This window comes from Bradyrhizobium sp. 141, assembly GCF_023074055.1.
Classification (GTDB): domain Bacteria; phylum Pseudomonadota; class Alphaproteobacteria; order Rhizobiales; family Xanthobacteraceae; genus Bradyrhizobium.
In genome coordinates, this window is sequence record NZ_JADPKR010000029.1 from 23,330 (window position 1) to 37,827 (window position 14,498).

The 14,498-nt window shown below is 59.4% G+C and carries 9 protein-coding genes and 1 pseudogene; 1 reads left to right on the plus strand and 9 read right to left on the minus strand.

Going from position 1 to position 14,498, the window contains the following annotated elements; translation table 11 throughout:
• Positions 1–304 precede the first annotated feature (304 nt).
• From IVA81_RS10685 to IVA81_RS10695, 3 genes are all read right to left on the minus strand, one after another.
• Positions 305–1,801 (minus strand): alkaline phosphatase family protein, encoded by a 1,497-nt coding sequence (locus IVA81_RS10685; protein WP_247315935.1) that lies wholly within the window; start codon positions 1,799–1,801, stop codon positions 305–307.
• Positions 1,802–2,656: 855 nt separating this feature from the next.
• Positions 2,657–4,069: an MATE family efflux transporter gene (locus IVA81_RS10690; RefSeq protein WP_247315952.1), complete on the minus strand. Its 1,413-nt coding sequence runs from the start codon at positions 4,067–4,069 to the stop codon at positions 2,657–2,659.
• Positions 4,070–5,201: 1,132 nt separating this feature from the next.
• On the minus strand, positions 5,202–5,693 hold the full coding sequence (locus IVA81_RS10695; protein ID WP_247315955.1) for a hypothetical protein: 492 nt from the start codon (positions 5,691–5,693) through the stop codon (positions 5,202–5,204).
• On the opposite strand from IVA81_RS10695, the gene IVA81_RS10700 reads away from it, so the two are divergent.
• Positions 5,693–5,899, plus strand: a complete 207-nt coding sequence (locus IVA81_RS10700; RefSeq protein WP_247315969.1) for a cold-shock protein — start codon at positions 5,693–5,695, stop codon at positions 5,897–5,899. The two genes, IVA81_RS10695 and IVA81_RS10700, sit on opposite strands and share 1 nt — an antisense overlap.
• 734 nt (positions 5,900–6,633) lie before the next feature.
• Here IVA81_RS10700 and IVA81_RS10705 read toward each other — a convergent pair.
• The 6 genes and pseudogenes from IVA81_RS10705 to IVA81_RS10730 all read right to left on the minus strand — a co-directional run bounded on the left by IVA81_RS10705 (position 6,634) and on the right by IVA81_RS10730 (position 14,486).
• Complete coding sequence (locus IVA81_RS10705) at positions 6,634–7,344, minus strand: DUF2971 domain-containing protein (RefSeq protein ID WP_346659386.1); 711 nt, start codon at positions 7,342–7,344, stop codon at positions 6,634–6,636.
• Positions 7,345–8,036: 692 nt separating this feature from the next.
• Positions 8,037–9,604: pseudogene (locus tag IVA81_RS10710) on the minus strand (porin).
• Positions 9,605–10,693: 1,089 nt separating this feature from the next.
• Positions 10,694–11,530: an ABC transporter permease gene (locus IVA81_RS10715; protein ID WP_247316053.1), complete on the minus strand. Its 837-nt coding sequence runs from the start codon at positions 11,528–11,530 to the stop codon at positions 10,694–10,696.
• A gap of 42 nt (positions 11,531–11,572) precedes the next feature.
• Positions 11,573–12,505, minus strand: a complete 933-nt coding sequence (locus IVA81_RS10720; RefSeq protein ID WP_247315973.1) for an ABC transporter permease — start codon at positions 12,503–12,505, stop codon at positions 11,573–11,575.
• Positions 12,505–13,503 (minus strand): oligopeptide/dipeptide ABC transporter ATP-binding protein, encoded by a 999-nt coding sequence (locus IVA81_RS10725; protein ID WP_247315975.1) that lies wholly within the window; start codon positions 13,501–13,503, stop codon positions 12,505–12,507. The genes IVA81_RS10720 and IVA81_RS10725 overlap by 1 nt, the downstream gene beginning before the upstream one ends.
• A complete protein-coding gene (locus tag IVA81_RS10730) occupies positions 13,500–14,486 on the minus strand; it encodes an ABC transporter ATP-binding protein (protein ID WP_247315977.1) in 987 nt (328 codons plus the stop codon). Before IVA81_RS10730 ends, IVA81_RS10725 begins: the two co-directional genes overlap by 4 nt.
• Positions 14,487–14,498 lie beyond the last annotated feature (12 nt).

Genomic DNA, 14,498 nt, shown 5'->3' on the forward strand with positions numbered 1-14,498 from the left:
CTCCGGTGCCGGAGGCGAGATACTGCCGTTCGATGTTATTGCCCTCGGTACACTTGTCGTTGTCGTGATAGACGTTTCGGGCACCAGGTTTCGTTGAATGAAATGGTGAAACTTTCGACATAAATCGGTCCCCGACGGAGATGGGTGTATTTGTTCGTATATGGTAACAAACATGAGGGTTGAATTGATGCAATGACTCCCGAGCCAGCGCTTAAATTTGGCGCTCCATCGAATTTTTCGACGAATTCCACCATCGATGACAGCAGACCGGCCCTTGCGGGACGCAGATCGAGCTTGAGTTATGTCAGTTATTGGGACGCCCCACGACGCCAGCAAAATCAAGATAGACTGCCTCACCGACCTGCACACGACGAAGGTGCTGCCGGTATGCACCGCTGCTGGTCTCGTATATCTTTTCAATCGTACGAGGCACGTCCTGTCCATCATCGATAAAGACCTCTGCGAGCGCACGACCGGTCATCGTTGCCGGTCGCGAAAGGCCCAGAAGACCGAGCACTGTCGGCGCAATATCGCAAATGTCTGAGGGAACTTGCGAGACGAAGCCGTTTTTGATCAGCGGTCCCGCCAAAATGCCGACCGACGACATCTCCTTGGCATGCAACCCGCCGTGCACTCCGAAGCCGACCGCCCCATCCGCACTCCAGGTGCGGCCCATAAGGCCAAATGGATCGAGACTGTCATCCGACCGGAACGAGAACAGAATGTCCGCCGATCGGGCATGGTCGGCGAACACCAAATGGCGGGCAAAGCTGCCCGGTGCAATGCCATCGACCGCGCCACCCGCGGTAAACACCGGACCACACCAGGGCCGCTCGATCATCGATCCTACTGTGCGGCGGATAACGGCGTCCGATGGCTCGGCGAGGTAAATTGCTCCGACTTGGCCAGGTATGACGATGGCATCGATCCCGGCCGCCGGTGCCGGGCCGCAGCGCAGCCCGGCAGCCTCGAGCGTCTCAAATAGATCGGCCCGCGCATGCACCGTCACATGTCCATGATCGGAGGCGGCGATCAGGTGCACGCCAAGGGAGACGCCCTCAGCCTCCCACCAATCGAGCACGCGGCCCAACTGCTGATCGACAAAGCTGATCGCTTCCAGCGTCTTTGGCGCGCCAGTCCCACAATCGTGCGAGGAAATATCGGGCTCGCCGAAGGAGAGGATTGCGACGTCGGGCCGAATTTGAGGCCAGATTACGTCGAGGAACGCTGAAGTCAGAAAGGCTTGAGAGGCAAGATCTGGGGTGCCCAGGGGCGGCGGGGTAGGCGTCGGCCCCAGCAGGGTCTCCACCTGTCTGAGCATCTCGGCGGAGGTCGCGATGCAAGGGAAGTGGCCGGAGAGCGTCACTTGTCTGAACTTTCGAGCTTTATGGTTCAGCAGGCGCGTTGCCCCCGCCGAGTTGGAAGCGAGGACTGAGAAGGTCCTGCCGTTCGCCGCGAGGATCTCACCAAGTGATGGCACACCGAGTAGATGGCCCTCGCTCGCGGCATCAAGGTGCTCGATCAGGCGCGCGTCGCTCGTGTCGACAGAGCGCGGTATCGGCGACTGCCTGTCGAGATATTGATTTCCAATGATGCCGTGGCGATCCGGCGTCGCGCCAGTGACGAGGCTCGTGAGCGCTATTCGTGTTTCACTGGGATAGACAGTGCGCTGCCTGGCCAGCACCGCACCGCGGCGCTGGAGCCTGACCAGATTCGGCGTCAATGATGGTTTGACGAGATCGGGTCGAAGTCCATCGAACAGCACGACGAGAACCCGATTCCGGTTCGGTCGGTCGAACATGCGTAAAGCTTTCGTCTAGCTGGAACGTAGCGGACCGGGAGCGACCAGGACTTGGCTGGCGCAGCCCAGCGCCATCGACTTGGAGCCGAGGCTGATCGCTAGCGCGAGCGCAATGCGGGTATGGCGCTCCCAGCCATGCTGGCCAAAGCCCGGCCAGCGTGTCGACCGGTCCCGAGCCGGGATTAGAGGGGTGCGAGCCAGCATATCTCCCCAGCCTTAGAATGGGCCGGCTTGGATTGGACGGCGGCTGCGACGTCAGCGGTTTGGTCTGTGTATGATCGCCTGCCGCACGCCTCCGGGCGCAGCGCCAAGCCACGGAATTCCCCACAGACCTCAAGGACAGTCCAACCGCGGCGAGGACGTTAGGTAGGACATCGAACAAGCCGAGGGTAGCATCGGCTCGCAAGCAAGAATGGCAAATGCCGCGTCCAAGCGAACTTTCTCGGCGCCGTAGTCGCGATTGAGCCTGAAATCGAGGGCTGATGCTGCCTTCGGCTCGTTTCGCGCGGCGGTTCGATTCCGGCGATTGCGATGCATCTCGTGTGCTTGACAGGAATTCCGCAGTTGTGGAGCTCGGAGACACCGGTCGACCTGTCGAAAATTGATGTGCCCTGACGAAGCGTGATCGCATCGATCCCCGTGCGCGCCGCTGGGCCGCACGATTTGTCGGCTTTGCTATCGAAGGGAGGGACGCAGAGCCATTCTGCCAAGGGTGACAAGTTGGAACTCCTGCAAATCGCCAGAAGACGCCTTGAGGATTCCTACTCGCTCTCAAGCGAGCTAACCACTTTGGTTATCGCTTTTTGAAATGAAATGATCGAAAAATAAGATGCTTGTAACTGTCCCTTCTAACCCTCAGTGAGCGCGGCTTGTCAAGTGGCGGAACCGCAAGACAAGGAGCGCCGCATAGATAGTCGTTCCGATCGACAAGCCAATCCATATACCAATGGCGCCCAGACCCATCTTCAGACCGAGCCAATAGCTGAGCGAAAAGCCGATCAGCCACCAAGCAAAGGCAGCAAGCAGAAGCGGCACCCGCGTGTCCCTCAGTCCGCGCAGGCCGCCTGCCGCAATGCACTGGGCCGCGTCAGTGATAAAGAGGGTTGCGCCGACCACGATGAGCTTTGCAGCAACGCCAATCGTTGCCTCGGAATCGCCGGCCGATCTGCCCAGAAACAGCTCGACGATCTCAAAACGTGCGGCGATCAGCGTAAGCGTTAGCGTTGCGGCTATGACAATACCAAGCAACATCGCTGCCAGATTTGCCCGCTTGACGCCTGCACGGTCGTCGCGGCCGGCGGCATGGCCGACGCGTACGGCCGCGGCCGTGCCAACGCCGAGATAAATCATAAACATGATCGCGGCAATCTGAACAACAATCTGATGAGCGACCAGTGCACTGGTGCTGATCAAGCCCGCAAGGAGCGACGTGGCCAAAAATAGTCCCGACTCGATCAATGAAGCGATGGAGATCGGCGTCCCGATTGCGATGAGCTGCCGCATTGCGCGCCAATCGAAACGCCAGAGATGCGCAAAGACATGGTAGTCACGGAACGGCCGGCGCAGTGCAGCGAACCACAACCCGGCCAAAAAAATGCTGCAGTTGACGAGCGTGGTCGCAAGACCTGCCCCGAACAGCTCGAGCCGGGGCAGCCCAAGCTTGCCATAGGCCAGCATATAGACCAGCAAGGCATTGAGGGGGATGGCTGATAACGTAATCCAGAAGACTGGCTGTGGCCGATTGACCCCGCCCATGAAACTGCGGATAGCAAAAAACGCCAGTGCCGGAGCCCCGCCGAAGGCTAATCCGAAGAGGTATTGCTGGGCGAGCTGCGCCACATCTGGGGCCTGGCCCATCGCAAGCAGTATTTTCTCTGCTCGCAGCGCCACAACAATGATCGGGAATGATAGGATCAGGGCCGCCCATAAGCCCATGCGCAGCGTACGCCGTACCGCGCCTAGATTATTTTCCCCAAACGCTCGCGCCGCCAAAGGCGCGATGGCACTTAGTAGTCCCACGCCGAAGGTGACGCTAATGAAATAGATCCGGCCCGCCAGCGCTGCCGCGGCGAGCGCCTCAGCGCTGATGCGCCCGATGAAGGCAAGGTCGGTCGTCATCATCGCGATCTGCCCAACCTGCGTCAGCACCATTGGCAACGCGAGTTTCGCGGTTTCGCCGAGCTCGATAGAGAAGCGACGGATAGCCGCCCGTCTCGTCCCTTCTGGTCGCGAGATTAATGCCGGCTTTGTCTTGGCTATCTTGTCCATATAATCATGTCGCCGTTTGCGTGGGCGAACGAAATACCGCTTTTTTCACGGGAGTATTACGTTCTGACGTAAATTCGCGGTCAGCCCGCGATGCTGCTCGCGGGCAGCCTCGTGCGACCGCACGTTTAGACGCAAAAACGGACCACGGCTTGGACGCTGGGCTTCGACTAGCGCGGCCCCGATTTTCGCATGCGATAAGCGCGAAGGAGAGGTTGCAAATGCCGCGCCAGAATTGGCCAATCACCGCAATCGCGCAATGGTGACCGCGCGCATCGGGATCGAGCGAGGTCGATTGCGGAGGCGATTCATGCGCAGGCCACTGGGTTGATGCCAAAGATTGGAGGCCCGAACTCGGACCCGATCCATGCCATGAACTGAAGACTTATCATCCCGCAACCCATCCCTGCACTTCTGAGCAATCGATGGGATCTCACTGTTCAAAGCCCATGCCAACTGCGACAGCTTGACTAATGCTTCCTCTCATCCAAGCCGACCTGTCGCGGGATCGACAGCACGTCGCAAACAAGACAACCGGCATCGCACGCGCTCAGCCCGAGAGGGCGGCGATGCGACTACACGGTGGGTCGCAATTTCATCGGTTAGGAAGACCTAGCGGGATTGATTCGTCACGAGCTCTGTAAGCTCGCGCCTGCTCGACTGGATCACAGATATCGATATGCAATCACATTGATGAGCTGCGCGGCCTCGATCCCGCTCTTGGCGCCTTGGAAAATGAAGTGCTCTCGGCAGTGGGGTCAGAAGTCAGCAAGCCATAGACGTCGATGGTGACTTCCCCTTTCTTTGGCCTCGCGCACGCTGATCTAGTTCGTTCACACCGGACACATTCCGCTCGGCGGCTGCAGCCCCTTTTTCATCTGTTTGGGTGACGGCATGCGCCAGCTTGGGGGTCGACCGCTCATGGACGCCATGAGAATATAACAAGAACACCGAGTCGTGTCCCGACTCGGCAGTTTTGTGGGCGGCGAGCGGCTCGGCCGAGACAAGCAGCACGACCCGAGCTGCGAGGGCACATGAAAGTGGCGAGTCCGAAGGCTGCATATGGAATCCGGTACTCTGCCCCCTTTGTTAGCCTTACCCAGCAATGTTTCCGTTTGAAAAGCGATGATGTGCGCTACCCGGCCTTAGGTAGCGCCGGTATTGTCGGGCTTTCATTGAACCTTTGCGTGCGCATGTGAGCTTTCAGCTGTCCATACTGAAGATACTTGCCGGGCAGCCGGGCGGCCGAGCCAGACTTGAACTCGTCAAACAGCACTTGGCCATCTTTTACACCAGCGGGCCCGAGTGGCCGGCGCGCATGAAGCGCATCGCAAGCCGCGAGCCGAACCTCGATATCTTCGGACAAAAGCTCATCGACCGGGAGGTGGGATACTGGACCATCACTGAGGAGGGACGGAAGGTCCTTGAGGCCCTTGAGAAGCTCGATCGATGTGTGGCGCAAGGCCAGCCCGAGGCACAGGCCGATGAGCCAGCTGGCGATGAGCGACCGCCATTGCCGGCTGCGCCGCCACGACCGATCGCCAGCAGGAACCGTCCTCAGCGTAAACGGTTGTGGGTCAGGCAGCTCTTCGATTAGATCGCGGAACTTCAGTTTGAAATAATGCAATGGCAATGGGGACTGTGAAGTGGTTCAACGCGACCAAGGGATACGGCTTCATCCAGCCAGAAGACGGGGGAGCTGACGTCTTCGTTCACATCAGCGCGGTCGAGAAGGCCGGCTACACCAATCTCGCGGAAGGCGTTCGGGTCAGCTACGAGCTGATGGCTGGTCGTTCGGGCAAGATGAGCGCCGAAACTCTGCGCATCGGCTGATCGACTTGCCCTGAGGAATCTGCCAAGCTTTGGCGTTTCTGAATTAGCTTCTGGCTTGCGCGAGAAGTCATCGACTCAGCAAATCTCCCGGCACCGCTGAGGCCGTTTCCTGTCCGACGCACGATCAGCGCTGCGCATCGGAGCGCGAACCACCCCAGCAGTCAGGACAAAGGCTGCAACAGGAGGAGCGGCCGAAGCTGAAGCCGCGAGCTTGAGGGCACCGAACGCGAAGAGCACCGACAATAGCGCGATGAGTAGCTTGTATCGGCGCCAGCGGGATCGGCCGGCTGCCAAGGTCTGTGCAATCTCGATGGTCGAGTTGGCGACGAGTTCATCGATCGAAGCACTGTCGATGACAGTGCCGATTGGTTCACGGGTTGGGGAATTGGGCGCTTCCGGCAGAGGGGGCGGCGATGCGCCGACCGATGCGTATGGCTGATAGGACGTCCACGAAACCCCCGAGCCTGGCAGGCCGACGTCGTTCTCGTGCCGTGCGGCCCGATGGTGTAATGCAGTCCGCGCGGGCCAAGCGAGACGCTCGCTCCACTGCCGCTTAGATTTAAGCGGACGCCCGGGATAATCTTAAAACTACGGCGAAATCGGAAAGCCATCTGGAAATCGGTCGCAAGTTGTTTGTTTGCTTCTTATCGCGCAAAGATCGAACGCCTTCAAGAGCGCGAGACAGGAGACTACAGATCATTTGAAAGCCGCCCGGACCGGGAAGCGCAAGCCGCTCAGTCCGCAATATAAGGGATCTCCGAGCGCTTGATCGTCAAGCGCATACGACGTGTGGCCAGTAGGGCTTCTGCGGCGATTATTTGCTGTCGTCCCAACGCGGGCCCGATGATGATTTCTTCGATGCCGCAATTATTGGGATGAAGAGCAGCATTGTTGATGACGACTTTGTCGAACAGACAAGCCCGGTAAGGAACAAGTCCGGCTGGTGAGACACGTGTCTTCAGGTCGCCAGGCCAGGAAACTCCAACCCAAATCAGGCGCGACTCCCGCTCCTCTTGGAAGTGTTGGTTCTTGAGAACAAGAGCTGTCTTCAACGCATGCGGCCACCAGGTCCTGACTTGCGCGCGGGCGCCCTCCGGCTCATCCGTTCCTTCCACCAGGCGTCCGATGAGCAGCGTCACCGCCCTATCAGCCGCCGCTCGCTGTTGCTCTGTGTCATAGAGGACCGGCGTGATATCAAAATCCTGGGCTGCAGCGTTCTGCAAAAGCCAGTCTGCACTGAAGCCGATTGAGAATCCTTGTCCACGATTGTAGCCTCGCCATTGCGAGAGCAGATCGCCTTCAGACGTCAGAGATCCGACGAAGCCATGAATTTCGCTGCTATGTTGACGAAAGAGTGCGACCGTCTCCCAGGCAAGCGATGAGATATCTTTGATCTCGGCGCCACGACGGTCGATTGCGTCGAGGACGATCTTCCAGCCGTGCAGAAACTCCGATGTATCGTTGAGAAAGCGATAGTGTTACGTCCATAGCGAGCGGCTGACCACGATTCCATGGAGACCTGCGGCGGATGTGTAGTGGTACAGAATCATTCATTTCCTCCATGGCCGAGCGATGGATTTCAAACAAACGCGATGCCGGGCTGCTTGCGCCCGCTTCGACAAGGAGATCGCGAATGTCTCGAACACTGATCTTCATCGAGACTGAGCCTCGAGAGAATGGGCGGTGCCGGGCCATGCTCCAGCACGCAGTGACAGGAATGAGCTGATCCACCTCGATGCTCTCAATTTGTGCCTTGAGGTCCCTGATCTCGGCCTTTCTCCCGGAGAGAGGACAGCGATCGGGCGATCCCCACTCGGGCGATAGACCTGGTGGATTGCCGCTCCAATTACGTCCTGAGTTCGGTTCCAGTACGCCCCCTGGTCCGTTCCCAATCAACATTCAACAGCTGAGCCTGCAATGCATATACTGGCGCATTCGATCTCCCAAGAGCCTTCGGTGTCTCACTGTTCAACTTGAAGCTTTTATCTGCGCAAAAGGACCGAGGGCGCCCCTCTGACCAAAAGTTGGCCATAGATGTAGGAAGCCCCCGGCGGGCATGCCGGAGGCCTCCTTGGAGGTTAACGTGGAATGCATAGAGCCTTTGTCTTTTCTCCTTTCGCTGGGATTTGGCCGAGACTCACCAGTTGCGCTGCGCTCGGAGCAGCAGTGTCAGTGTGCTCTGGTCCTTTAACGCGTAGGTAGCAGCTGGTTTGGCGACAGCCGACTGCAGCGGCAATGTTACCGTGCTTCCGCTCGCGTATTTTTGGTCGAGCATGGTGTAGGCGAGGTCGGCCGTAAAGGTTAGATTCCTGACCGGGGTCCAGCGCGTGACGACGCCAACAGCCCCGTAATTGAAGTCGGGATTACAGCCAGCCATGCCGCTCGAAAGTGCAAGTCCCGCAACGAAAGCATTGCAGATATAGCCCTTGGCAGTGTTTCCATATCGAACGGCAGCCCACCCGCCATAAATGGCCGTATTCCAAAGCGGATTCCAGTTATGGGTGTAGCCACCGCGGAAGCCGTAGGTCGTGGTCAACTCCTGACCGGCGCCCGCAACGAACACGGAGTCAGACAGACCGGCCAGGCCGACGCTCTGGTAACCGCTAGCCATGCCCGTACCGCCGTACATCGCGTATGTGGTCACCATCAGGTCGTTGAAGTTGTAGCGGGTCGCACCATTCGTATACGCGGCGGACAGGTTAATCGTGTCACCCGCCCCTGTCGGGATGTTTTTGAGTGATAAGGCCAACTGAGCAGCCCAGCCCCACTTGTCGCCTGGATGGCCAGTGGTTTCGTCAGCGCCGTAATAGGCCGCATGGTTGTCATGCGCAGCAAGTGACGCCTGAAAGAGGCCCCAGGCCTGGTCGATGCGGGCCATCGCGATAAGATCAGGCGAGCGCGAAGCGCCGATGTCGTCGGCGCCGTAGGCCCCCGTCGCGAGGCCGGCAGCCGTGGCGCCGCTCACGTTCCAGATGTTGGTTGTACCATAAATGACTTGATCCTGGGCCGAGAGCGACCCTGTGATGCCTTGGCCGAAGTCGGCGGTATAGGTCAACTGGTTCACGCCAGTGACCCAGCCACCCCACCGGGTAGATCGTCATATTCGTTCGCCGGATAGTTAGTCCAAGGCGCAGAGAACTGCGAGACCGCCTTTCCCACGGTAAAGCCGGCGAACTGGATAAGCGCGGAGTAGACGCCGAGCGATCCCTGTGCGATCGCTCCACTGCCCTGTCCTCCGGCCACAGCCGCGTTATAGGTGGTTGCGCCTCCGACCTCGCCTGTACCGGCCCCGGTAGAGCCACCCGAGGTCCAGCTGAACACGCCTTGGAAGAAGGTGCGAACCGCGCCGTACTCGGTCGCAGTGCGCGTGTCGATGCTCAAGCTCTCCCGCGACCGCCAGGTGTAGTAATTACTGAGGCGGTTTCGAGCTCCCGCCACACCATTAGCTGCTGGGTCAAAGTCGCTGTTGCTGTTCAACGCCAAGTCAGCGCGCAAGTAACCACCCAGCTTGATGCAGGTGTCCGTGCCCGGAATGTAGTAGAAGCCGGCGCCATATGGCGAGCAAACCTTCACGTACTCGATCGCTTTCGACTTAACGGGAAGATCAGCTGCTTGTGCCGCTTCCAACGCGAATAGGCCTGCCGCTGTTGTCACAACAAGCCGTTTGATCGTTCGATGTGGAGAGCTCAAATTTGAGAATGTCATTGCCCTATCCTCTGGGTCAGAACTTGTGCGGGCGAGGCTGTATCGTTGGGACGCAAACATTCGGTGACAGACATCTACTCGTGCGATGAGACGTTCTGATTTGATGATGCAGTGCCAAGAAAGCGCGATCGGCTTTAAAACCAGGCGCAATATCAATCGCGGGTCGACGCCCAGAGTGACCCAAGAAATTCCATTGAGAGCTTGACGGAGCTTTATGGCTCCTCCTATTGCGTGTTCGTGATAGCAGCACCTCAGCGGATAGAATGTGGGCACATTGCATCTGCAGCTAAAATCTCAGCCGCCTCTGTCAGGTTAGCGCGTCTGCAGCGCCCAGATGGCTTGGTCAGAGCTAAGGCTGCGTTGGCCGATACTTATTGTGAGTACTATGGGGTCCGCACGAGCTTTACTATTGCCGGTCGCGCTGAATGCCAAAGGAACGACCTTAAAGTTGAGTCCATTGCCGATCAGGTGAGGCATAGTGAGCGTCGCAGGTGGCGGTCACCGGGAATCGGCCCGCCAAAACAGGCCGAAAGTGAACCTCGGCTCTTTCTGCCAGCCGACTTCCGGCCTGTATGAGCTTGAGACAGGCAGTGCTCGATCAGATCGCCAAACGCGACTCTTTGGTCATTGAGTAGCCAGGTCTTAAGATGGCCTAGACTCAGTGCAAACTGCACGCGCGAGACTCGATACAATTCACGCCCACCAGCACCGATCGTATGTCGCGCCACAAGCCTGGTTTCCCGGGTTAGGTCGACTTCCCGATCCCGCGAACAGCGCGCGATCCGTATCCTCTCTCGTTTTCCGACCAGAGAGACCTCTGCCATTGTCCCGCCAGCCGCAGATTCAAGATCAAGAATCCAAAGGTGATGCTCGCGCGCAGCGCCGTCGTCTGCTGCCGACATTTATACCGAGCTCATCATCAAGGCCGCATGCAGCAAGACAGAAGATTATGGCCTGCTCTGAAGTTTCGCCTTCACGCCCAAGATGATGGTGCGCGTGTACGTCACCGCATGATTAGCTCATGCAGCCGATTGGTGATATCGCCACGCTCGCGAAGCCCGGCACACAGCTTGGCCTTGCCGGTACGGCTCATGATAATGTCTTATCGATCCGATCGCGTAGCCAATCGCCAACGAGCGAAATCGACAAAGTGGTGAGCGAGATGACCAGCGAAGGGAGCACAAGGATCCAGGGAGCACGGGTCAGATAGTCACGACCGTAGCCGACCATATTGCCAAGCGACGTAAGCGGAGGCTGCACTCCAAGTCCAAGAAAGCTAAGGCCGCTCTCGAGCAAGATGACGTCCGGAAACGCGAGCGTCATGGTGACGATCAAGGTCGACGCGATGTTCGGCATGACGTGGCGCAGGTAGACGCGCCATGGCCTTGCGCCAAGGTGGCGTACGGCGATCACATAGGCTTGCTCGTTGGAACTCATGGCAAGCGCGAGGGTGACACGCGCGTAGCGTTCCCATCCGTGCAGACCAATGAGCCCCACGAAGAGGAGCAGAGAGTTGCCGAAGAAAGCAAGCACCGCGAGCGCCAAAACGAGAAACGGCATGCTCGCCTGGAAATCAACACAACCGAGGATGACCTGCTCTACCCAGCCTCGGAAGTGAGCGGCCAAAACTCCAAGCGTAATGCCAAGGACGGCACCGATCAACGTCGCTCCGAAAGCAATAAGTAAGCTGATGCGGATGGATATGATCAGGCGCGCCAGCACGTCCCGGCCGAGTTCGTCCGAACCGAAGGAATGCGCGATGGTTCCGCCGAGGCCAAGAGGTGCAGCGAGGCGATGATGAAGGTCGAGAGCTGCATAGTCATAAGGGGCGAGGCGATCAGCGAAGATTGCGACAAGAAGCATGAGACCTAGCCACGCAACCGCTATTGCGACCCCGCGGTCGCGCCACCACCACACTCTGCGCATCCTCGAAGTCGGCAGAACTCGATCTGCGGAAATGCTCGACAATTATCGCCTCCCAGAGCGCAACGCGCGCATACGTGGATCGAGCACGCCATAGAGCAGATCGATCGCGACATTGGTGGTAATCATGGCGGCGGCCACAACGAGCAGGATGCACTGGACGACAGCCAAATCACGACTCGCAACTGAGACGACCAGCAGGCTGCCAATGCCTGGCCACGAAAACACACTTTCGACGAGCACCGTTCCCGCGATGAGATTGCCAACCATGAAGCCGACGATGGTCAGCACCGCTATCGCGGCGTTGGGCAAAGCGTGGCCGGTCACGACGCTCGCCCAAGGCACACCCTTGGCGCTGGCGGCACGGATATAGGGCTGCCCAAGTACCTCGAGCATGGCGCTGCGGCTGAAGCGGGCCAAAACGGCTGCGCCGCCCAGACCGAGGGTGACGACAGGCAGCACCAAATGCTGCCAAGTGCCGGCGCCGCCCGAGGGGAGCCAGGGGAGCTCGACTGCGAACGCCAGTACGAACACGAGGCCAAGCACGAAAGATGGCACGGTGAAGCCCACGACCGCTACCATCATCACCAATCGATCCGCGATGCTATCTCGTTTGAGAGCCGCGTAGATGCCAGCCGGAATGCCGATCAACAGATTGAGGATCAGTGCCGGCGCAGTCAGCATCAGCGTGTCGGGAATGCGCTCGGCCACGACGGTGATCGCGGAACGCCCGTCACGCATCGATTGGCCGAGATCACCATGACCGACCGCAAAGAGGTATCTGAGGTATTGCACCCAGAGTGGCGCATCGAGCCCCCAGGCCTTTCGGAAGGCCTCGACCGCCTCCGCCGGGGTTTCCGGCGACAGTAACGCACGGGCGGGATCACCAGCGGCGCGCAGCACCACGAATGCGAATGTGACCACAATTCCGATGGTCAGCAACGCGCGCGCCAAGCGGACCACGATGAAGCGAGCCATCATTCCTCCTTCTCGAATACGGCACCATGATCGCCGATCAGATGGCAGGCGACGCGGCGCCCGTCGGGAACGAATCTGAGCTTTGGGACGAACCGCGCGCAAAGTGGAAGCGCTACCGGACAGCGAGGATGGAATGCGCAGCCGCCCGGTCGCGCAGCCGGATCGGGCGGATCTCCTTGCAGGATCGTGCGAGACCGATGTCTTCCCGGCCTGGGCACCGCGGAAACGAGCGCCCGCGAATAGGGATGCAAAGGATCCAGAAGAACCGCCTCAGAGGCGCCTTCCTCGACGATGGCGCCGAGATACATCACAGCAATCCGGTCGCTGATCAGCCGGACTACTCGCAAATCATGGCTGATGAAGATCATCGCCATGCGCCGCCGCTCCTGCAGATCCTGCAGAAGATTGATCACTTGCGCCTGGATCGAGACGTCGAGCGCCGATACTGGCTCGTCGCAGACAATGAGATCTGGATCGGTCGCAAGCGCTCGGGCCAGGACAGCACGCTGGCGCTGGCCGCCTGAAAGCTCGTGCGGAAAGCGCCTGAGGTGATCGGTCCTAAGCCCCACATCGGCAAGAAGCGCATTGACCCGCCCCTTTCGTTCCGATTTGCTGCCAAGCCGATGAATTTCGAGCGGCTCGGCTATTTGCGCGCCGATCGTCAGGCGGGGATCGAGCGCACCTAGCGGATCCTGAAATACCATTTGGATTCGCATCCTGAGCCGGCGCCATCGAATATCGCCGATAGCAGGCAAAGCTTCTCCGTCGAAGGTCACCGAGCCGGCATCTGGTCGGTCCAGGCCAATCAGGAGCCGGCCCGTCGTGGACTTACCACAGCCGGATTCGCCAACCAGTCCGAGCGTTTCGCCCTGAGCCAGCTGCAGCGAGAGCGCATTGACCGCGTGGACCATCGCTGGACGCTGGAAAAGGCCCTTTGGCAAGCGATATCGACGGACAAGCCCATCGGCTTGGAGGATCGGCGGAGCAGTTTCGGTCATGCAGCCACGACTTCGCCCTGGTGCGGTTCGCTCGTGACATGCAAGCAGGCAGCCCTGTGTCCGATATCGCCATCCAGCGAGGCGAGCTCAATCGCCCATTCACTGCAGTGTCCGATCCGCCGATCGCAACGAGGAGCGAAAGGACAGCCTGGTGGAAAATCAGCTGCGTTTGGCACGGCCCCCGGAATGGGGAAGAGGCGTTGCCGCGGCGCATCCAGACTTGGAAGAGCCGCAAGAAGACCTCTCGTATATGGATGAGCAGGTTGGTCGAAGAGACGGTCGGTGGGCAATTCTTCGACGATGTGCCCCCCGTAAAAGACCAGTACGCGTTCACAGATCTCACTGACGATGCCGAGATCATGCGAGATCAGGACCAGCGCCATCCCTGTCTCGCGTTGGATCTGCCGCAGAAGCTCAAGGATCTGCGCTTGAATAGTGACATCCAAGGCGGTGGTGGGTTCATCAGCGATCAAGATGTCGGGTTGCCCTGCAAGCGCCATGGCGATCACAACGCGCTGGCTCTGCCCGCCGGATAATTGGTGCGGATAGGCGCCAAGCCGGCGCGCGGCATCGGGTATACCGACCTGGTCGAGCAGACGTCGCGCCTCGGCAAGCGCCGTGCGGTGGTCCATGCCGCGATGAAGCCGCAAGGCCTCGATGATCTGATTGCCCACCGTGTGCACAGGATTAAGCGCACTCGCCGGGTCCTGGAAGATCATGGCGATCTGCCCGCCGCGCACCTTATCGAGGCGAGAGGCCGGCGCATGGAGCAGCTCCTCTCCGGCAAGGCGTACGCTGCCCGTTATGTTAGCGCGGCGCGTCAACAGTCCGAGCGCGGCAAGCCATGTCACGGATTTGCCGCAACCGCTTTCGCCGACCATGCCCAGCGACTCGCCACGCTTAAGAGTGAGATCGATTCCGCGCAGCGTCGGCACACCGTCGAACGCCACACGCAAACCTGCGATCTGAAGAAGCGCCTCCATGCGAGGTCCCTG